A 20758-nucleotide genomic window follows, 5' to 3' on the forward strand; every position below is an offset into this window, starting at 1 on the left:
AGACCGTCAGCATCGAGGAGAGGTAGTCGTGAGCAGGCAGAAGGCCGCCACCAAGCGGCGCACCGCAGTGGCACCGACGTTGGTGCTGACCGTCGGTGCTGTCGCTTGCCCCGTGCTGGCGTACTTCGCTCTTCCCGGCTTCACGGCGCTCTGGTTGGCACTGTTGGTGGCCGCCTGGATGCTACCGGCGCCCGAGCTGACCGGTAAGAAGGACGCCTCCGGCTACCCGACTGCCGCGACCGAGCGGGAGCGGTCGCAGCTGGCCCGCTACCAGGGCGCTTCGGAGCTGAAGTGGCGTCTCCTGGTGCCCAACGGCTGGTGGGGGCCGGGTTGGTCTCTCCATGACGTAGCCGAGGCCTGGCGCGAGGCTCGAGGCCGCGCCGACCAACTGCCGATCTATGTCTCTGCGCGGATCGTGGGTGTGGCTGTGGGAGCCCGGCTCATCGGCGACATCCTGGCTGCCTTCATCGTCGGCCTCGTCAGCGCGGCGGCGGTGTTCTCCGCCGGCCACCTGGAGTCAGCGATCACCTGGGCGGATGCGGCCGCGGTGTACGTCCTGGGCACGACACTGGCCGGGTGGCGGCGGATGTCGGTGTCGGCTGGGGATCTCTCGCCCGGCATCAGGGTGGACTCGCTACCCGGGATCGGCCGAAACGGGCTCGTGGCGCTGGCAGCGGGGGCGGCCGCAGGCGCGACCGCGGGTGTGTCGACGTTGTCACTCGTGAATGAGCGTGGAGGCCACTCGAGCGTCTGGGTCGCCGCGTGCTTGACGCTGGGTGCGGCCGTAGCAGTGTCGCCGTGGTGGCGCACGGCAGCGCTGTCGGACTGGTACAGCCTGTTGGCCGCGCGCAGGGAGTGGATGCCGCGGTGGGAGGCATTGAAGATCGAGCCTCCACCGTTGCTGGTCGATCGCCGACAGCTCGGAGCGACAGAGATCCTCACCTTCGATGCCCCATCGAGCAAGGGCGCCTCACTCTTCTACCCGATGGCGGCGAAGCTCTCGCCGGCTGTCGGCGCCGGAACGACCCTGGTGGTGCTCTCCAGCCCCAACACCGACTCGAGCCGTGCCCCGGTCCCAGGGTCGCGGCATCCGGTCCGTTTCCGTGTCGTCACCTGGCCGAGCGATGAGACTCCCGATCTGACTGATCCGGAAACCGATCAGGACGTGGTCACCGTCCTGACCGACTGCGTCCTGGCTCAGGTCGCCGACGAGCTCGGCGCTGCACGCCCAATGGTCGAGACAGCCACGGCCTTGGCGGCTTCGGAGACGGGTCGGCAGGCGTGGGCGATGCGGCTGCTCTTCCCCGACGGCCCGACGCTGAAGTACGTCCGTACGACCATGCGGCCGCTGATCGCCGCCCAGCTCAACACGGAGGTGCTCGTCGACGACCGGGGTGGGCTTTTCTTCGTTGGCGACCTCACTTCCGGCGAGACCGACCTCGATTCCGGCGGTGTCACGACCGTGCAGACGATGCGCGACGTTGCGAACGAAGACACCTGGAACCTGCGCTGGGAGCAGGTGCTCAAGCAGGGCGTTAACCCGCCACGTCCCGATCACTCCGTGGCCGCTTCGGAGGCACTGCCTGACGGGGTCGTGGTGCACCGGCAACCGTTCGTGGTCAAGCAAGGCTTCGACCCGGAGGACTACTTCGACCATGGGCCCAAGCTGAAGACCACCCTGAAGGCCGCGCCCTTCGTGGCGGTCACCGGGTTCCCCGCCTCGGGGCGCGGCACGGCTCGCCCTGGGGAACGACATGCTCAGGCATTCACGGTGTGCTGGGCGGACCGTCCGGTCCCAGCTGATCCGGACCGGATGAGCCCCAGTCGCGGCGATGGGGCGGTGCATGCGGCACAACGGTGGGTACTCGCCGGATACGTCGCCGACGCCTTCAAGACCGCCCGTCTCGCTCGGCCAGAGCTGTACGCCGCCCGGCCCCTGACGGTTCCGGAGTCGCGTGGACACATCTGGGAGATGAAGGTCCGTCTGTACGGCGGGGTGACACTGGCGAACGTCCGCGGTGCCGCCGGCAAGCTCAAGGAAGGGCTCGGGGCGACGTGGCTGCGGGTGGGCGAGTGCGACGACGGGGCCGTGATCATCGCCGGCGCGGACCCCACTGGCGTGACGTTCGCGGACCCTGAGCGCGACGTCGTGCAGGTCGAGTCGCTGGACTGGGAGCAGGCGTGGCTAGATGCCAGGGTCACCGGCGTGGGCGGGCTGACCCCGTCACTGTTGGAGGTCTCGACGCTACCGAAGAACGACAAGGTCCGAGTGTTCGACTTCTCGCTGCCCTCGGGTCTGGCGTTCAGTGAAGTCAAGGCCGCCACCCGGAAGCTCGAAACGAGCACAGGGAACGCCTACGTCGAGGTGAGGCGGCACAGTAGCGGCCGGTCCGACCGGATCAACGTCATGGTCAGCGAGACCAACCCGATGCCCGAGCTGGCGCCGTTCGACTTCGATGCCGCCGAGACCGGAGACCACCGGATCCCCCTGGGGGTCGGTGTCGCCGGAGAACCGGTCGCCTACGACAACAAGACCGACCCGATGCTGTTTGTCTTCGGGATGCCGGGTTCGGGAAAGAGCGAATCGCTGAAGGCACTGACGTATGGCGCGCTGCGCCGAGACTGGATCGGGTACATCGTCGAGCCGGTCAAGGGGGCGACGGACTTCGCGTTCGCCGAGCCTTGGTGCCGGGCGGTCGCGGTCGATCTGTGGCAGGCCAAGGCGGTCTTGGACGACGTCTACTCGCTGGTGATGGAACGTAAGTCCATCAACAAGGCGCACGCGTGTGGCAACTACCGAGACCTGCCTGACGATGTCCGCTATCCGCACGTGCTGGTGTTGTTGGACGAGTTCACCTCGCTGATGCTCCCTGACCCGCCACCGGCGGCGAGCGACGATCCTCAGGTCCAGGCAGAGATCGCGCGCGTGCACGCGAGCAACGCCGCCAAGGCCTACATCGGCACCTACATCGGAAAGATCGTCCGTGAGGCTCGCTCGACGGGGTTCACTCTGGTGCTGGCGACACAGTCGCTGAAGGCCAAGACGCTGGACAAGATCCCCGGCGGGAACGACCTAAAGGACAACATGAGTCGGGCCATCTTGGGCCGTGCGTCGTCCGGGCAGCTGATGTCTTCGTTGAAGATGCCTGAGGAGGTGCCACCGATGCCGGAGGTGCTTCCTCCGGGCCGGGGCCTGTACGAGGGCAACGGCAAGCGCTCGGAGTCGGTGCAGTTCTGGTTCGAGGGCGACCAGGCTGTGTTCGCTCGCGAGCTCGCGGCGCGGCGCGAGCCGCTCAAGACTGAGGACAAGCTGGATCTATCCGGTGCGGTCGAGCCGACCCCGGAGGTCCACGACGGGATGCTGCTGACTGGTCCTGAGGACTCAGCGGCCATCGAGTCTGATGAGCCGGTGGTGGTCGACCTGGGCACTCTCGACCTCTCGCTGGAAGATCTCGAGTCCGACGACGATCCGTTCGACGACCAAACCCCAGACACGGCGACCAGAACCGAACTGTCGAACCGTCAGGTCACGGCATCGGCACGGACTGGCCCGATGGCGGCGTACGCACCCGGCGCCGGAAGAGCACGAGTTCCGGTTCCTGCGGGCCCTGACCCGTCCGATGCGGAGGAGGAAGATGACGATGACCCCTTCGCCTGAGGACGTCTTCGCCGATCTGTACGCGAGTCACCACGGGCAGGTCAGCTCACGGGCGCGACGGATGACCTACGGCGACCAACACCTGGCCGAGGATGTCACCGCGGAGACCTTCTTCCGCGCCTGGCGTCACATCTCACGGCATGGCGACTCCGGCCCGGGCAGCGACATCGGCTGGCTGTCTCGGATCTGCACGAACATCGTGATCAGCCACTACCGGCGGCACTCGGTTCGGCGCGAGACTGCGACAGCCTTCGCCGACGAAGGGCTCGACGTTCCCGAGCCGGTCACCACCGAAGACGTCGTCGAGGCTCGTGAACGGGTCAGGGTGCTCCGTCAGGCGGTCAGTGAGCTTCCTGAGCCTCAGCGTGAGGTGGTGGAGCGGGTCGCGTTCGACGAGGAGTTGCAGACCGATGTGGCGCGCTCATTGGGGGTTCAGCAGGCCGCAGTCTCGCGGCGCATGTCAAGGGCCCGGGCAGCGCTGGGAGAGTCGGTAGCCGTGCGAGGTCTCGTGGCTGCAGGCTAGGCCACTGCAGGGGCAGTTCGGCGGTTCTCGCTGGTGCGGACGGCCGCGGCCCACAACTCCTCGGCGTAGGCCTGGTGACGGGTCAACAGCTCGACCACACGTTCGCGGCCGGTGCCGTCCAGCTCCGAGCCACCGAAGGGCGCGAACAGCGCCTCCGTCGTGGCATCATCACGCCCGGCGTCCCAGTCGGCCGCGACCCGGGCAGCACCGCCGGCGGCCTTGATCTGCTTGCGGGCCGCAGTCGCGTGGTGCACCCGCATCGACCTCGGTCGTGCCGGCGGTGCGCCGGTGGCAGTGGCGAGGGTGTCCCAGGCCTCCCGTCGGGCGGTGAACTTGCCCTGGCAGGACCCGTCGGAATCCTCCAGCTGATCGAGGGCGCCCTCGATCAGCGGGGAGACCGTCTCGACCGCCGCGGTGGTGTCTGCCCAGTCGTGCGAGTCCAGCGGCACTTCACCGAGCTGTCGCTCGAACCCGACTGACGGGCGGTGGCGGGGATCGTGCCAGCCGGCGCGGATGTCGTCGGCGATGTCACTGCGCTCCAGCCGCGTCGGATGCCGGTGATGCTCCTGCTCGAAGGCCGCGATGCGGTCGCGGTAGACGACGCGCGCGGCGCTGTCAGCTGTGGGCGATCCGCGCAGCGGTTCGTTGGCGGCGATGCGGTCGAGGTAGGCGCGAGGACTGTCGACGGCGCGGTGGGAGCGCCAGGCTGCGATCAGGCCGGCGATGGCTTCCGATGCGACGTCGTCGACGTCGAGGTGCGGTGCGAAGGCTTGGCGGCGTGATGCCCAGCGCTGTGCCGACCGCCTTGCGACGGCCAGGAGCTCTTTGCCGTCGATCCCGGGCTGCGGCGTGTGGTGTCGCGGCTTGGATGCCCTGTGGTGCTTGGTGACCCAGGCTGGGCAAGGAGCCGAGCTGCGGTCGGCCGCGGTTGGCTGCGTGTGGTGGTCGGTGGCGGATGCGGCGGTGAGCGTCATCGTGGAGCCTTCCTGTCAGCGATTGCGTGACAGGAAGGTCGTCAGCGACCCTCACCTGATCCGTTCCCCCGACGGCGTTCCCCCGCTCCTGTTCAGCCGTTCCCGCGCACGTTTGCGCAGGTCAGACGACGTTCCCCCGAAACTGTGACCGCGCGTGTTGCGGAGGGAGCGCGGGGGTCGTCCAGATGATCCGAACCGTGTCAGATCACGCGGCCCGTTGCCGTCTTCGTTGCCAGTCGGGGCGGCGTCCGACCCTGCAGTCAGCGGGTCAGCCAGCCGCGTGCCCGGATCACGGCCTCGCTGCGTTCTGAGAGCTCCACGGGGGCCTCGCCATCGTCGGACCGGTTGCAGACGTCGTCGAGCACGATCCTCTCCGCCTGCTCGCGATGACCTTCCGCGCTGAGCACCGCGGCCAGATCCAGCCGGGCGGCCTCCGCTTCCGGGAGAGCTCTGAGCGCCGCCTGGGCTGCAGTGTGGGCGGACTTCAGGTCACCGGTGGCGAGGTCGTGGCTGACCACGATGTGGCTGACGTCGGCGACCGCACAGTCGGCGATGTGATCGAGGCGGTCTCCGCGCTTGAGCATCCACCCCCACCCGCCGGTGCGCAGTTGGCTGAATGGTCGGCCATTCACCAGCCTGAGAGCGGTGCGGAGGTCGGCGATGCCGTCATCGCCTCGTGCCTCCCCTCGGAGACGGAGGCGGCGGAACAGGTCGAAGTCGACCAGGACGTCGAGGACCTCGTAGACACCGACGCCGCGTCGACGCCCTGAAGGGCCCTCCAACGCGTTGGGCAGATATGGGCTCTCGTTGGTCTGGGGGTCGCGGCCGAGCCAGTCGCGCAGCGTGTTGATATCGGTGCGCAGACGGCTCGTGCTGATCCCGAACGCATCGGCCATCTCGTCGGCGGTGGCGCCGTTCTCACGTCCTGCCAGGTAGGTGAGCATCTCGGTGTAGAACGGCTTGCGTTTGGCTAGAGCTTGTCCGCTGGTGCGCGCCTCCACGGGCCCGAGGAGCCGGAGCCGTGGCCGAGGGTCATCGCCGGAGAACCACGCGTCGACATCGGCGTCGAGGGCCGGGTCGGCGGCAGTCACCTCGTCGCGAACCGTGGAGGACACGTCTGGGGCGAGGTTCGACAGATCGGCTTCGGTGGTCGCTGCGACGTCGAGGTAGTCAGCGTCGGAACCGTTGAGCACCGAGGCGACGTCAGGGACGTTGGTGCCCTCGTGGCGTCGCTCCAGGCGGTGCTCAGAGCGAAGAGACCCCGTGGAGGTCGCGAAGTTTTTCCACGGCTCGGCACCGTTCAGGTTCCCCGGCGGGGTCTGTGTTTCGTCGTCGACGCCGGCGAGCAGGGAGGTGACGCCTTCGGCTTCGTCGACGCTCAGTCCGCAGGCCTTCAGGGTCAGGCCGAGCTCGTCGCATGTGAGGTGTCCGTCGCTCTCGAGGTGGATCTCTAGGCCGCCACTGATCGGGTCGCCGCCTGCGACCAAGACAGAGGCAGCGGCGCGGGTGGTGTGTGATCCGATGAGGCGGCAGAGCTTGGTGACCTCAGGGGATGCGACAGCTGAGCCGTCGGTGATGAGGACCCGCGTGGGCCAGACGTCGGGGTCGTCTCCACGTGTCCGCGCGGTCGCCAGGTCGACGTCGTAGTGGTTCAGGCGGTCCAGCGTCGCCTGGAGCTCGTTGGCAGACCCGGTCGCAGGTGTGGCGGGGGCGGCATGGACCTGCACCCGGGCCGGCGCGATACGGGTGGCACTGTCCGGTACGCCGACGAGGTCGACCGAGGCGAGGCGTGTCCATGGGTTGCAGGCGAGCTCGGTGCTGACGGAGCGCACGAAGGCCTCGATCGTGTCGTGGTCTCCGCTGAGTGTCGCCACCACACCTTCGAGGTTCAGCAGCCACGTTCCGCCGCCGCTGTCGCGGCCGATGGTGACGAGTGACAGCCAGGGCGTGAGAGTGTCGTCGGTTTCTGGGCCGTGGTCGTCTGAAGAGGCGGCGCGATCGATCGACCAGATCCGCCGGCTTCTCCCGCTTTCCCATCCGGTGCCGGCCGGAGGGGTGGCGCGAGCCCGCAGGTGGAGAATCAGTTCGTTGTCGGTGATTCTGACGGCCGTGATCGCGGGAACGTGGGCGCCGGTCTCGGCGATCGCTCCGGCGAGGCGTCGCAGCGCCTCGTCGAGGTAGGCGGTGGTGACGTCGGCCGGTCGGCCGGCAGCGAAGAGGGACGGTTCGGTCTCGATGGTGGTCGTTGCGCTGCTCATGACGAAGCCGGGGTTGCGGCTGCGGTGGTGCGTGTTGCGGCGGTTCTTCAGAACCATCAGCGCGGCGCCTGCGAGCATGCCGCCAGCGCCGGTAAGACCAGGTAGGACCCATCCAGGGAGCGCATCGTCTTCGCTGTCGGCGATGGTCGCGATAGTGATCTCTGAGGCCTCGGGGATCGGGTCGTCAGCCCCTTGGTCGAGGGCGTCGACCTGGGGTACGGGACCGCCTTCGGTGTCGTCTTCAGGGGTGGGCTGCTGCTCCGCCTCCGGCGCGGCGCGTGGCTCATCTACCGTGGCGGGCGGGATGTCAAGTCTGTCGCCCGGGTGGATGAGATCGGGATTGTCGAAGACGCGCCCGCTGGGCATGGTCTTGCCCTTGTTGGCCTCCCAGATCTGCTGATACTCCGGCCCATCGTCGTACTCTTCTTCGGCGATCCCCCACAGCCCGCGGTGGTCGTCCTCGGTCACCGTGACGACCCTGGGCTGCGGCTCTGTGACGGTCTGTTCAGCGGGGGTCTCCACCGAGGTTGCGTCGGCAGGAAGCTTCAGGACCCACCCTGCACGCAGACGGTCCGCAGCGCGGAAGGTCCGGCCGTCGACCATCTCGGCGCCTTCGTTGAGATCGCCGATCTCTTCCCACCGGTCAGCATCACCCAGATGGGTCTCGGCCAGCCCCATCAGGCTCTCACCTTGCTGCAACGTCACCGTAGGCCCGTCCTCCGCCTCTGTCTCGGTGACTGGGTCGTCGTCGCTCTCGGCCTCCTCGACATCAACGCTCGTCGAGCTCTGAGCTTCCTGGGAGACGGAATCGTTCTGTGCGCTGGCATCGACCGTGGTGGCGCCGGCCGCTGTCAGACCGACCACAGCGACCACGACGGCCCCGATCAGCGATCGCGCCATCTGCCGCTGGATGCCGAAGGAGCCGGGGACCTCGATGTCGACGTCGCGGACGACCGAGACGACCTCGGCGACGATGCAGACCATCACCTGGGCCCAGAAGAACCACGTCAACGCGGCGATGAGCCCGATGACCGCCTCGTCGGTCAGAGGCGCCATCGGGTCGATCCCACCGGTCGGCCATGGGTTCCCGACGAAGCCCACCAGCAGCGCCGGCACGCCGACGATCATCGCCAGCAGTGCCACCGTGGCACCGAGTGCTCGAATCCAACGCACTTCTGCTCCTAGTTCTCTTCAGGGCCATCAAGCGACCTCGCAGTCGCGGTGGAGGTCATCGTGAATGAGCCGCGCCCGAACGCCTTCATCAGCGTCGCCGGTTGCACCTTGGTCACAGTCACGGTCACCTCTTCACCGTTGACGCGCACTGACCCCCGCAGGCCGGCCGAGGAGACATACGAGCGGGCCGCGGCGCCGGCTCGCTCGGCCGACAGCTGGCTGCCGCCGACGCGCAGGCTGTCGGTGTCCAACTGATCCGCCCCCACCCGAGCGGCCTGCTCGGCCGTCCTGGCGGCCTCACGCTTGGCGGTCATCGCCTGCCCCCCGTCGATCACCAGGCCAGCGGTCGTCAGCGTCACCAGTGCTAGGCCGATGACCCAGAAGGCTGCCGCCCCCTTCTCTGCTCTCCTGCGCATGACAATCACTCCGACCTGTACTGCTCGATCGGCACCACGGCCGTGTGGGTGTACGTCTTCGATCCCGGGAACCCGACCAGCACCAAGTCCGACAGGTTGGCCTGGCACGACACCCTCGCACGCACCTGGCCCCCGGCGCGGTAGTCGCCGGTATCGACTCTGACGTTCAGTCCGACGCAGGACATGCCACGCTGCGACAGGCTCCGGGTCGCTGCGGCTTGCCCTGCGGCTGTGGCCGCTCCGTGGTTGCGTTCCAGCGATGCCGCCCTGGCGGCCTCGTAGGCTGCGGCGTTGACGCCGCCCCCGGCCTGGGCGACTCGCCCCATCCCGACGACCAGGAAGATCATAGCCAGCAGCAGCGGCGCCATGATGAGGAACTCCATCGCGATCGCGCCCCGCTCGTCGCTTCGTCGACGCATCATGGCGCCTCTTCCTCGACGAAGCGCTCCACCGGTCCGCTGGAGCTGGCGCGCACTGTGCTGGGCACTAGGCCCGGGAAGATCTGCACCACCTCGGCGTCGACGTTCACGCTCGCGGTGGTGCCGCTCCGATCAGCGGTCACCGAGGTGGAGGTGAACAGGCTGGAGCCGAGCTCGTTCATGTACCGCTGGGCGGTGGCCTGCCCCTGGCCTGCGGTGCCCTCCAGTGACCGGGCCACAGCAGCCCCTTCCTCGGCGGCAGCCTTGGCGCCGTTCTGCGCGTGCATCAGCAGGCCCCACTGGACGATGTAGACGAACGCGATGAGCAGGACGGGAGTGACGATGATCATCTCCATCGCCGTCACTCCCCGCTCGTCTCGCCGCTTGGCCATCGTCCAAGGTTCCCTGTCAGCCGGCGGGGATGCTGTCGGCTGCGCCGCTCAGTCGAGTGCGTACGACGTATGCGGCCGCGATCACCCCGACGAGGATGATGCCGGCGAGCAGCAGGTACTCCAAGCCCGTCGCACCACCTTCGCCGCGACGCGTGGTGGTCTGGTCGATGTGGGCCCGCACGTAGGCGACGATCATCTGCAGCTCGGACATGGTGTCCTCCTTCGAGTGGTGCAGTTCAGGTGGTCAGGACGAGTTGGAATGCGGGGTAAAAGATCAACATCACGAATCCGACGACGAAGAAGTACAGCGCGTACGTCATGGATTCGTTCTTCTTCTCGGCCTCGCTGTGTGTTTCGGCGAGCTGGCGTCTGCGCAGGGTGTCGGCCTGGGCCTCGAGGGTGTCGCGGATCTTGGCTCCATCACGGCCCACCAGCTCCAGCGAGGAGGCCAGCCCGACCAGCTCAGGGACGCGGCACCGCTCCCCGAGGTCGCCCATCGCCCGCCAGACGGTGGTGCCGCCCAGTCGGGCGGTGTTGACAGTCTCTCCGAACAGGTTGAATGCCCAGCCGCTGCCGATCGCTGCGGCCTGCGGCAGCGCATCGCCGAACCCGCGGCCGCCGGCCAAGGCCATGGAGACCAGGTCGAGGTAGCTGCCCAGGGCGCGGCGTACGTCCTTGCGGCGTTGATCGGCTTCGGTGCGCACCTGGTTGACCTCGTTGGCTACGAGAATCGCGGCGAAGAAGAGTCCGGCTACGGCAGGGATCAGCACCCCCAGGGACAGGCCCAGTGCTGCGGCCGCGGCGCCTGCGATGGCCGGGAGCAGGAACCCGCCGGCGGCGTAGAGCACGAGGGAGGACAGGAACGACTCCCAGGGGCGGCTCAGCAGTGCCAGGTCGGCCTGCAGCCTGGGCAGCTCCACGCCCCGCCTTGCGAACGTGTCAGCGAGCCACTGACCCACCCCGTGGGCGCGAGACTTCTCCTGCGCCCCGTGGGTGTCGCGGTCGGCGGCACGTCGTCGGGCGACCTGCCACTGACCGATCGCCACCGCGATGTCAGGCCTCGGTGGGGCCCACCCGCGAAGGATCAGCAGCAGACCGAGACCCACGCCGGCGCCGGATAGGACCATCGCGTTCATCGCACAGCCTCCAGAGATGCCTGGGAGATGATCCGTGCCGGCTTCTCGTAGACCGCCAGCCTGCGCAGCCGGTAGAACCCGCCGGCGAAGACGGCGACCACCAGCAGCAGGAACGCCTGTCCCTGCACGGTGGCGTACGGAGCCGCGAACTCCCCTCGAGAGAGCAGGAGCACCAGGCTGGCGATGATGCCGACCGCGGCGAGCATCCACCACGAGGTGCGCTGCATCCGTCGGCGCCCGTTCTCGATCACCTGACGCTGTGCCAGGTCCTCACGAGCCAGCGCCGACAGCCGCGTCAGCGTGTCAATCAGTCCGCGTCCCTTGAGCTTGGAGTTCATCAACAGCGCTGCGATGGCGTTGTCGGCGCTGGGATCGTCCAGGTCGTCGGCGAACATCACCAGCGCCTCGGGCAGCGGGACCCGGCTGGCCATCCGACCACGCAGCAGCTCCAGCGGTTCGCGGATCGCCGGTGCGGCTGCGTTCACGCTGGCTGGGATCGCCTGCTCCAGGCCCGCCGAGCCGGAGATCGTGTCGCGCAGTGACTCCATCCACCCCGCGAGCGCCTCGAGCCGGTCGAGCTCTTCTTGGCCACCGCGCTGGGTGATGACCTTGGGCACCGCCCACACCGCCACCGCGGCGCCGATCGCCAGGACCGGCCACCGAGTTAGCAGCCCGATCAGCAGCCCGACTACGATCGCGGCAGCGAGCAGGTTGCGATCCGCGGTGGTGAACCTGGGGCGCCGGGTGCCGCGGCGCCCGGCGGGCCGGATCAGACGCTGGCCTCGCCACCCGGTCACGATCAGCATCAGGCCTGCGGCGATCATCGCGCCGATGAGGGCACCGGTCAGCATGGTCATCGTGGGCCCCCGTCCCTGGGGGCATCCCATCCGGCTCGGAGCAGCCGCTCCAGGTTGCGCGAGGTGATGCCGGAGTCGGTGCGCTGAGCGTCCTGGCCATGTCGAGCCTGAAAGATGGTGTTCGACAGCACGTCGCCGTCGTAGCCCTCGACCTCCAGGATCTCCGCTACCTGACGCCGCGGACGGTCCGCGTCCCGGTCGTCCGGGTTCTTGCGGACCTGAACGATCAAGTCCAGCGCGTCGGAGGCCATATGCTTGGCCGCGACCTCCTGCAGCTGCTCTCGGCTTTGCAGGCAGTAGGTCACGATCCTGCTGAACAGCTGCCGCGGTGTGTCCGCGTGCATGGTCGAGATCGAACCTTCGTTGCCTTGGCTCATGGCGTTGAGCATGGTCACCATCTCGCGCCCACGAACCTCACCGACAATGATCCGATCGGGGTTCATGCGAAGGGTCCAGCGCAGCAGCTCATCGACCGAGACCTCGCCGTGGCCCTCGGCGTTGGCCGGGGTGGCTTCCATGGCCACCACGTCGTGGTGCGCATCGACGTTCTCATCAAGGCCAAGCTCCAGTGCCGGCTCGATGGTGATCACGCGCTCCATCGGATCGAACACACCAGCCAGCGCCCGCAACATGGTGGTCTTGCCTGCCCCCGTGCCGCCGGTGAGCACGATGTTCAACTTCGCTCGTACGGCCGCGGTCAAGAACTCAGCGACCTCAGGGGTCAGGGTTTGGTTACCGACCAGGTCGGCCATCGTCACCTTCTTGTGACGGTGACGGCGCACCGAGACAGACGGCCTGGTCGAGTTGCCCTGCACAGCCGACAGACGCGACCCATCCGGGAGACGCAGGTCCAGCTGCCGGTTCGCCGAGTCCCACGGCCGCGCGTTCAGGCCGGCGTAGGCGGCGAGGTTCTGGATCTGCGCGATCAGATCCTCATCACTGTCCGCGATCGGCTCCCCGCGCCACTTGCGACCATCAGCATCAATCAACAAGACGTTGTCGTGGCCATTGAGGTGGATGTCCTCCAAGGACTCATCGTCGAGCAGCTCCTGCAGGCTTCCCGCGCCGAACACCCGGGCCTCGAGCGCGGACCCGTACTCCTCGGCCAGCTCCAGCGGCATCGGGTCCCGGCCGCTCTCCACAAGCGCGCGACGGTGGGCGTTGACTCGATCGTTGATGTGGCGCCGACCAGCCTGCCGTTCAGCCTCGCCCGCGAGACGCGACTTGCCGTCCGCCTGCCGGCGGCGCTGCTCGGCGGCAAGTGCGTCGGCAGCCTCTTGCTGCAGACGCGAGAGCAGACGAGGATCCAGGCGGCGACTCATGCTGCCACCTCTGCCGCGATCTCACGGATGCTCCGCACACTGGCACGTGCCGATCGCAGGAGCTCGGTGCGCTGCGTCCAGTGGGCGTCCCCGGCGCCGGCGTAGAGCCGGTCGACGACCGTCGGATCCCAGGCAAGGAAGGCCGTCGGTGCGACTTCTAGGCTCTCGACCTGGAGAACTTCGTCGACCTCGCTCACGGCCGTGCGCGCGTACTTCCGCTTGCTCACGACCAGCGGAACAATCTGGCTAGCCTTCTGTGCCCCGAGCACGTACTTCAGGTGCGAGACGCGCTGCTGCAGATGCAGCACCTCGTGCGGGTCGGCCTGGGTGACCACCACAACGACGTCTGCCGCCTCGAGGATGGCCATCGACCTCGAGGCGGTGTTGACTCTGCCGACGTCGGCGATCACGTCGACATCGGAGACCCTCAAGACGTCGACGAGATCACCCCAGAGCTCACGCATTCCACCGCCGCTCTCGTACGCTGCGATCCCGGGCACGACACTGAGCTGCTCGGTCACAGCCTGTGCGGTGCGTCGCACCAGCGACGGGTCCCGGTCGGCGACAGCCGCCAGGCTCGCGATCGTGCGTGATGGCAGCAGCGTCTGCCCCTGGGTGGTCCGCAGGCGAAACGGGAGCGTGGCGCCGGACTCATCGGCCTCGACCACCACGGCGGGCTGCTCCCACGCGGTGGCCAGCGCCAGCGCCGACGTCGTGACTCCGGGCGAGCCCTTGCTCGAGCAGACGGCGACCAGCATCACTGATCACCCTCGCCCTCTTCGCCGTCGTCGGCCTGCGGCTGCTCCGTCGCCGCGGTGTTCTCTCTGGCAGGGATCTGGACCACCGCGGCGCGACCCGCGGCCGAGGAGGCGGCGAGCTGGTTCGACTCACCCTGCGGGACCACGACCGTCACCACGCTGCGGGATTCGTTCCCTTCTCCCCCGCCGGTGACACTGAGCACTTGCGCCCGAGCCGCCAGCACCGTCGCCTCCGAAACACCAGCAGTGGCCTCATCGGCCGCCGGCACAGAGACCACCTGCACCAGATCACCTGGCGCCAGGTCCGCCGGCATCTGCGCCGCGGTCAGCGAAAGCCCAACCACCGACTCCCCCGGCCCCGGAATCGGATCTGAGGTGATGGCGTCCTCCACGATCACCTGACCGGCCGTCATGTCCACAGCCGCGGTCGAGCCGATCACGCGGTCGACGTCCTGCACAGCGATGGACCCATCGACGCCGGCGACCTGCTTGGAGACCAGATCGCCACGCTCGATCACCTCGCCCTTGGCCACCGGCGATCCCGCGGCGAGCACCGATGTCGTGGCCCCGGACTGCGTGAACACGTAGGCACCGATGAGAGCGGAGACCAGCAGCACGACCACACCGGCAGCCAGTTGACTGTAGGAGCGTCCGCGGGTCGGGAGCTGACGGCTGCCGGTACGGGCTCGCAGTTGCTCGAGCAACCCGGGCTTGCGAACGTCTCCATTGCGCCTGTTGGAGTGTTTCTCGTCGACCGCCGTCATCGCGAGACCACAACTGACTGCCGCTCGGAGACCTCGAGTTGGCTCGTCGATGTCACGGTATCGAGCGTGCCGAGATCACCGCCGTCTTGGTTGCAGTCGCCCTCACACTCCCACGTGACTCGGTAGCGAAGCGCAGCACTGATGTCGTGCTTCTTGCCTGGCTGCTTCACCGACGTCTTCTCGTATGTGTAGGAGCAGGGTGTAGTGGCGTTCGTGCCCAGCCCTTTGCGCCACTCACGGCCAGGTCCAGCGCAGTTCACGGCTTCTTCGCCCATGTCCCACCGGGACTGGATCGGTTCAGCCGTCACTGTGACCTCGGCGCCGCCGGCCTCGGCGGATGCAGTGAGTGTCTGCCATTGCCCTTGCGGCACCCACAGCCAGGTCTCCAACCCGACCAAGGTCTTTACCGGATCCGCCGGCGAGGTGTTGAGGGTTGGGGTTGGGAGGTCGATCTGACTCGCCGCTCGCTCTGCTAACCGGGGTGCGTCGACGGGCTGCGTTGCTCCTCCCCCACTGCCCGGAGCGGCCGGATCGTCAGGGTCGCTGGAGCCCACAGCTCGGCACGGCACTGAGACAGTCCCTGACGAATCATTGACCGTGGATCGGCACAGGTCTGACAGGGAGGAGAACGCCGGCGGCTGGAGTCTCTGCAGCGCGCCCGCAATGTTCTGCGCGAATCCACCGCTCCCATTGGACCGCGGCTTGGCGGGATGCTGCCGAATGCTGGGAGTCGAGGATCGGCTGATCACCTCAGCGGTGATCGACCGGTTCGAGCCTGTGTCACCCTTCCACCCACGCGCTTTGGTGTCCGAATCAGCGGCCGCGACGGATGGCAGGACGAGTGCCGCCAGCACGCCGAGGGTGGCAACCGGGACTGCATGCTTGGTACGCATCAGCACTCCTCCTCGAACTCTTGGTCCTCTACTAGCCAGGTGCCGTCCTGCTTGACCATGTAGACGTCGGAGACGATGTTGTCGGTGGCCTCGGAGAACTCATCGCCCTCGTGCAGCTTGTAGTCACCCGGTGACTCGCACTGCTGAAAGTGGATGCGGCTCTCGCTCACTTCGACAGGAGCAGTCCACTCGACATCACGTGAGCCGCTGTAGTGCTGGTCGTTCTCGATCAAGCCCTCGTTGGAGTCGGACCATGCCTTGGTCTCGGGTGTCACGGTGTACTCAGCGAGCTCGAGCGCGACGTCGGGATCCCTGCTCGGCTCCTCCCAGACCCGGTTGGTGAACTCCTGGTACTCGGCGTAACGCTGTACGGCTGCATCGAATGCGGCCTGCTGTTCGTCGTCGAGTTCCGGCGTATCATCCGGTGGCGGCGAGACACTGGCTCCGGGACTCGGCGACTCGGTCTGGGTCGGGATGGGCTTGGGTTCGTCGTCGCCGTTGCATCCGGACAGCCCGAGTGTCATCGCGACGACAGCTGCTGTGACTGTCGCAGCGGATCTCAGCTGATGCGTCATGATGTCTCCTCGCGGGGTCCTGTTTGACCGCCGTGCATCTGGTTCATGTGGGCCTGGTCGCCTTCTTGGTATGCGGAGCGGTCGCGACCTTGCTCAGTGAGGAACATGCGCCACTTGCCGGTCGTCGATCGTGCGCGTCGCAGCAAGGCTCCGCTCGCGGGCGTGGGGAGGTACCGACGGTCGATTCTGGTCGGTCCATGCGTCCACCCCCTGGGGTCACATGGTATGGCCCAGAAGGGCTACTTTGCATAGTCGCTTTGGGGGGCCTGTGGGGCCAGGACCACCCGCGGACCCGCCTGTCCAGTTCGCTCGGGATGCGTCGACCTGAGCTTTTCGACCCTCCCCAGGCACGGGCAGGGCGACGTGCCGACTCGGCCTTGAACCCCCGATTGGGGAGCTGCGAGGACTCGCCAGCAGTCCTCAGGAGTGGCAAAGTGTGGGCCAAAGTGTGGGCATACCCCCACTGTGTTCGAGCCAAGAAAGCCCCTGATCCAGCGTTTCCGCTGGTCAGAGGCTTGCAGTGTGCTCCCCCGACTGGATTCGAACCAGTAACCCTTCGATTAACAGTCGAATGCTCTGCCGTTGAGCTACGGGGGATCGGCTCCCGCTCGGGGAGCACGATCGGAAACTCTACCAAGCCTGCGTCGGATCCGTGACATCGCCCGGTCGCCTCGTCGGCGGGCGGTCGAAGCACTGATTCCGAGGTCTCGCCCGACGTCTTCCCACGAGCGCGAACCCGTGCCGCCGAGGGGCCCGAGACGGGCCTTCAGGACGACCGCCTCCTCACGCGGCAGCGCCTCGACGAGGGGAACCACCGCAGGAGCGAGCGACGGCTCCTCGCCCACTTCGGGCACCTCCGGCAAGGCCAACGGGTCGGTCGAGAAGGTCCGGTCGTCGGCCGTCCTCCACCGCGCCAGGGCCCCGCCGATCCGCGGCCACGCGAACGTCGCCAGCCGGACCCCACGGTCGGGGTCGAACCGGTCGACGGCCGCCATGAGCGCCACGACACCCTCCTGCAGCGCATCGTCGATCTCCCCGGGACCGAACCCCATGGCCCGCACCCGCATCGCCACGAGGCGCAGACTCGCACGCACCAGCTCCTGACGGGCTGCGTCGTCACCGAGCCGGGCTGCCCGCGAGAGGGCGAGCTCTTGGTCGGCGGACAAGACGGGTTCGCGCAAGAGGTCCGCGAGCAGGTGGGGCACACCACGAGCGTGCCGCCACATCGTCACCGGCGGGCGAGCGTCGCAACCCCCTGTGGACACAGGCCCCGTGACGGCCCGCCCTGTGGATTCAGTCGCCCAGCGAGCGGTCCCGCATCTCACGCTTCTGCTGCTCCAGCGCGATCAGCTCGCCGAACATCCGGTTGTAGGACTCGGCCTCATCGACCGGATTGGTCCGCTGCAGCTTGGACTTGATCTCGGTGATGCTGCGCTCGAGGGTCAGCAGCTGCAGCCGGGCGATCACCGAGGCCACCACGGCACCGGTCGCCGCCTCGCTGGAGCGCAGCGGCTCGACCGCAGCCACCGCGAGCACGCGCCGCAGGTCTTCCGACGGCATGGCGTCGGAGATACGGGGCAACCATCCCGCATCGGCCTGCGTCGGGAACTCATGCTCGCTCAGCCGTCGCCACAGCTCCTGGGCGACGGGATGGGTGAAGTCGTTCTCGTGGACGTCCGTCAGGTGCGGCGCCGCGAGGTGCGGGTACTGCGCGATGGCCTTGAGTGCCTCCCGCTCGTCAGCGAACTGCGGCGCCCCGAAGCTCGCGAACGGGGCCGACGGGCCACTCTCCTCAGGCACCTCAGCAGCCGGACGGCCCTGCGGCTTGGCCGGCGTCGCCTTGTGTCGACGCTGCTCGGTGCGGACCTGGTCGACGTCGACGCCCACCTGTGTGGCGATCTCGCGCAGGAACTCCTCCACCTTGCTCTTGTCGCGGATGGAGGAGGTGAGCCCCACCGACTCCCGGACGGCGTCGATGCGCTGGTCGGCACGGTCCAGGTCATAGCGGCCCAGGATGTTGTCGAGGACGAAGCGGTACAGCGGCACCCGCGACGCGACGAGCTCGCGCACCGACGCATCACCATCGGCCAGCCGCAGGTCGCACGGGTCCATACCGCGCGGCTCCACGGCGACGTAGGTCTGCGCGACGAACGCCTGGTCACCCTCGAAGGCCTTCATGGCGGCGCGCTGGCCTGCCTCGTCGCCGTCGAAGGTGAAGATCACCTCGCCGTGCAGGGTGCCGTGGTCCAGCAGGACACGGCGCAGCACGCGGGCGTGGTCGTCCCCGAAGGCGGTGCCGCACGTGGCGACGGCCGTGCGGACGCCGGCCTGGTGGCAGGCCATGACGTCGGTGTAGCCCTCGACCACGACGGCCTGGCTCGACCCGGAGATCTGGCGCCGCGCGAGGTCGATGCCGTAGAGCACCTGACTCTTCTTGTAGATGGGGGTCTCGGAGGTGTTGAGGTACTTGGCCTCCACCCGGTCATCGTCGAACATCCGCCGCGCACCGAAGCCGATGATCTCGCCGGTCATCTCCCGGATGGGCCACAGCAGCCGCCCGCGGAACCGGTCATAGAGGCCGCGCTGTCCTCGTGAGGCCAAGCCACCGACCAGCATCTCCTCGTCGGTGAACCCCTTGCCCCGCAGGTGGGAGACGAGCGCCTCACCCGTGCGCGGCGCGAACCCCATGCCGAACATCTGGGCGGCTGCCTGGTCGAAACCGCGGTCGGTGACGAACTGGCGGCCCACCTGGGCCTCGGGCGAGGAGCTCAGGTACTCGGCGTAGAACTCCCCCGCGATGCGGTGCGCCTCCAGAAGCCGCTGGCGCTGACGGGGATCGCGGCGCGGGCCGGTGGGGGTGCCCTCCTCGTACTGCAGCTGGATGCCGTACTTGGCCGCGAGCCGCTCGACCGACTCCACGAAGCCGAGACCCTCGATCTCACGCAGGAAGGTGAAGACGTCACCGGAGGCGCCGCAGCCGAAGCAGTGGTAGAAGCCCTGCGCCGGCCGGACGTTGAACGACGGGGTCTTCTCGTCGTGGAACGGGCACAGCCCCTTGCGTGATCCGCCGCCGGCGTTGCGCAGCGTGACGTACTGCTCGACGACCTCGTCGATGCGAGCGCGCTCGCGGACGAGCTGGATGTCCTCGTCCTTGATCCGTCCCGCCACAAGCCGATCCTAGGTGGCAGGTCAACTGCTGGGCAGGTGCCCATGCGTGCTGAGCCCCCGGGGCCGTCTGATCGGTGCTTCAGCAACCCAAAGAACGCTCTTTCGGTTGCTGCGGCACCGATACGGCAGGCCGTCGTCCTTTCGGTTGCTGCGGCACCGATACGGCAGGCCGTCGTCCTTTCGGTTGCTGAAGCACCGATCAAGCGGGAGTCGATCAAGCGTCAGTCGAGCAGACGTTGCACCCACAGACGCGCTGAGACGTCGGTGAGGCTGGCCACCTGGTCGATGACCGCCCGCAGCCGTGCAGTGTCGTCGGCAGCAGCGACGAAGTCCGCCGCGAACTCGGTCTCGAGGTCACGCCCCTCCCCCGCCACCAGGTGCGCGACGAGGGCCGTCAGCGCCTCCCGCTGCTCGCGGAGCTGGTCCGCGCGGTAGGTCGAGCGCATGACGTAGTGCGCAGCGATGGACTTGAGCACCGTGATCTCGTCGCGCGTGCCCTGGGGGACCTCAAGGTCGGCGTCGAACCGGGTGAGCGGACCCGGCCCCCATCGGTCCTGCGTGGCCTGCTGCGCGGCGACGGCGAAGCGGCCGATCAGGGCGCTGGTGAGGCCCTTGAGCACCGCGTGACCGGCTCGGTCGCCGTCGAACTCCTGCCGCGGCCACTCCGGCAGCTCCTGCAGGCGTCCGAGGGCGGCATCCAGTCGCGCGTCGTCGGCCTGCGGGTCGTACCAGTCGCGGGCCACCTCGTGCACCGCCGGGACGTCGAGCCGCTGCGCCACCAGGCTGAACCATCCCCCGACGACCCCGTCCTCGACGTCGTGGACGGAGTACGCGATGTCGTCGGCGAGGTCCATCACCTGCGCCTCCACCGGGCGGCGTCGCTCGGGGGCTCCCTCGCGCAGCCACTCAAAGACCAGCAGGTCGTCGGCGTATGCACCGTACTTGGGGCCGCCGTCCGGAGCGTCCCCACGCATCCACGGGTACTTGACGCACGCCGAGAGCGTCGCGCGGGTGAGGTTGAGGCCGACGCTGCGGCCGTCGGGGGCGAACGTCTTGGGTTCGAGCCGGCTGAGGATCCGCAGCGTCTGGGCGTTCCCCTCGAACCCGCCGCAGGCGACGGCCGCGTCGTCGAGGGCGACCTCGCCGTTGTGGCCGAACGGCGGATGTCCCAGGTCGTGGGCGAGGGCGGCGGAGTCGACGACGTCGGGGTCGCAGCCGAGGGACTCCCCCAGCTCGCGCGCCACCTGGGCGACCTCCAGCGAGTGGGTGAGCCGGTTGCGCACGAAGTCGTCGGAGCCGGCGCCCATCACCTGGGTCTTGGCGGAGAGTCGGCGCAGGGCAGCGCTGTGCACGACGCGGCCGCGGTCCCGCTCGAAGGGCGTACGACCGGCGCGCTTGGGCGGCTCGGCGACGAGGCGAGCGCGTGCCTCGATCCCGTAGGGGCTCTCCACGTCGCGCAGGCTACCGCGTCA

At 68.2% G+C, this 20758-nt stretch carries 18 protein-coding genes and 1 tRNA gene; 2 read left to right on the plus strand and 17 right to left on the minus strand.

Going from position 1 to position 20758, the window contains the following annotated elements; genetic code table 11:
- The first annotated feature begins 28 nt into the window (after positions 1 to 28).
- Positions 29 to 3658, plus strand: a complete 3630-nt coding sequence (locus tag ACEVFP_RS14785) for a hypothetical protein (RefSeq protein WP_375000205.1) — start codon at positions 29 to 31, stop codon at positions 3656 to 3658.
- Positions 3642 to 4181, plus strand: a complete 540-nt coding sequence (locus ACEVFP_RS14790) for an RNA polymerase sigma factor (RefSeq protein ID WP_375000206.1) — start codon at positions 3642 to 3644, stop codon at positions 4179 to 4181. The genes ACEVFP_RS14785 and ACEVFP_RS14790 overlap by 17 nt, the downstream gene beginning before the upstream one ends.
- On the opposite strand, the gene ACEVFP_RS14795 is transcribed toward ACEVFP_RS14790, so the two are convergent.
- From ACEVFP_RS14795 to ACEVFP_RS14875, 17 genes are all read right to left on the minus strand, one after another.
- Positions 4178 to 5155: a hypothetical protein gene (locus ACEVFP_RS14795; protein ID WP_375000207.1), complete on the minus strand. Its 978-nt coding sequence runs from the start codon at positions 5153 to 5155 to the stop codon at positions 4178 to 4180. The genes ACEVFP_RS14790 and ACEVFP_RS14795 overlap by 4 nt on opposite strands.
- Before the next feature lie 260 nt (positions 5156 to 5415).
- Positions 5416 to 8586, minus strand: a complete 3171-nt coding sequence (locus ACEVFP_RS14800) for a hypothetical protein (RefSeq protein ID WP_375000208.1) — start codon at positions 8584 to 8586, stop codon at positions 5416 to 5418.
- Between the two features lie 8 nt (positions 8587 to 8594).
- On the minus strand, positions 8595 to 9002 hold the full coding sequence (locus tag ACEVFP_RS14805) for a pilus assembly protein TadG-related protein (RefSeq protein ID WP_375000209.1): 408 nt from the start codon (positions 9000 to 9002) through the stop codon (positions 8595 to 8597).
- A gap of 5 nt (positions 9003 to 9007) precedes the next feature.
- Positions 9008 to 9424 (minus strand): TadE/TadG family type IV pilus assembly protein, encoded by a 417-nt coding sequence (locus ACEVFP_RS14810; RefSeq protein ID WP_375000210.1) that lies wholly within the window; start codon positions 9422 to 9424, stop codon positions 9008 to 9010.
- Complete coding sequence (locus ACEVFP_RS14815; protein ID WP_375000211.1) at positions 9421 to 9813, minus strand: TadE/TadG family type IV pilus assembly protein; 393 nt, start codon at positions 9811 to 9813, stop codon at positions 9421 to 9423. The genes ACEVFP_RS14810 and ACEVFP_RS14815 overlap by 4 nt, the downstream gene beginning before the upstream one ends.
- Before the next feature lie 16 nt (positions 9814 to 9829).
- On the minus strand, positions 9830 to 10024 hold the full coding sequence (locus tag ACEVFP_RS14820; protein ID WP_375000212.1) for a Flp family type IVb pilin: 195 nt from the start codon (positions 10022 to 10024) through the stop codon (positions 9830 to 9832).
- Positions 10025 to 10049: 25 nt separating this feature from the next.
- The gene (locus ACEVFP_RS14825; protein WP_375000213.1) at positions 10050 to 10949 is read right to left on the minus strand and encodes a type II secretion system F family protein; all 900 of its coding nucleotides are present in this window, start codon (positions 10947 to 10949) and stop codon (positions 10050 to 10052) included.
- Positions 10946 to 11806, minus strand: coding sequence for a type II secretion system F family protein (locus tag ACEVFP_RS14830; protein ID WP_375000214.1), 861 nt, complete (start codon positions 11804 to 11806; stop codon positions 10946 to 10948). Before ACEVFP_RS14830 ends, ACEVFP_RS14825 begins: the two co-directional genes overlap by 4 nt.
- Positions 11803 to 13128 carry a CpaF family protein gene (locus ACEVFP_RS14835; RefSeq protein WP_375000215.1) on the minus strand — a complete coding sequence of 442 codons (1326 nt, stop codon included), beginning with the start codon at positions 13126 to 13128 and terminating at the stop codon, positions 11803 to 11805. The genes ACEVFP_RS14830 and ACEVFP_RS14835 overlap by 4 nt, the downstream gene beginning before the upstream one ends.
- Positions 13125 to 13886 (minus strand): hypothetical protein, encoded by a 762-nt coding sequence (locus ACEVFP_RS14840; protein ID WP_375000216.1) that lies wholly within the window; start codon positions 13884 to 13886, stop codon positions 13125 to 13127. Before ACEVFP_RS14840 ends, ACEVFP_RS14835 begins: the two co-directional genes overlap by 4 nt.
- Positions 13886 to 14650 carry an SAF domain-containing protein gene (locus ACEVFP_RS14845; RefSeq protein WP_375000217.1) on the minus strand — a complete coding sequence of 255 codons (765 nt, stop codon included), beginning with the start codon at positions 14648 to 14650 and terminating at the stop codon, positions 13886 to 13888. Before ACEVFP_RS14845 ends, ACEVFP_RS14840 begins: the two co-directional genes overlap by 1 nt.
- Positions 14647 to 15543 (minus strand): hypothetical protein, encoded by an 897-nt coding sequence (locus ACEVFP_RS14850; RefSeq protein WP_375000218.1) that lies wholly within the window; start codon positions 15541 to 15543, stop codon positions 14647 to 14649. The genes ACEVFP_RS14845 and ACEVFP_RS14850 overlap by 4 nt, the downstream gene beginning before the upstream one ends.
- Positions 15543 to 16118, minus strand: a complete 576-nt coding sequence (locus tag ACEVFP_RS14855; protein ID WP_375000219.1) for a hypothetical protein — start codon at positions 16116 to 16118, stop codon at positions 15543 to 15545. Before ACEVFP_RS14855 ends, ACEVFP_RS14850 begins: the two co-directional genes overlap by 1 nt.
- Positions 16119 to 16643: 525 nt before the next feature.
- Positions 16644 to 16715 (minus strand) — tRNA-Asn (locus tag ACEVFP_RS14860).
- Positions 16706 to 17323: a sigma-70 family RNA polymerase sigma factor gene (locus tag ACEVFP_RS14865; protein WP_375000220.1), complete on the minus strand. Its 618-nt coding sequence runs from the start codon at positions 17321 to 17323 to the stop codon at positions 16706 to 16708. The genes ACEVFP_RS14860 and ACEVFP_RS14865 overlap by 10 nt, the downstream gene beginning before the upstream one ends.
- Before the next feature lie 88 nt (positions 17324 to 17411).
- Positions 17412 to 19286 (minus strand): DNA primase, encoded by a 1875-nt coding sequence (gene dnaG, locus ACEVFP_RS14870; protein ID WP_375000221.1) that lies wholly within the window; start codon positions 19284 to 19286, stop codon positions 17412 to 17414.
- A gap of 221 nt (positions 19287 to 19507) precedes the next feature.
- Positions 19508 to 20737, minus strand: a complete 1230-nt coding sequence (locus ACEVFP_RS14875) for a deoxyguanosinetriphosphate triphosphohydrolase (RefSeq protein WP_375000222.1) — start codon at positions 20735 to 20737, stop codon at positions 19508 to 19510.
- Positions 20738 to 20758 lie beyond the last annotated feature (21 nt).

Source organism: Aeromicrobium sp. CTD01-1L150, assembly GCF_041951745.1.
GTDB lineage: Bacteria > Actinomycetota > Actinomycetes > Propionibacteriales > Nocardioidaceae > Aeromicrobium.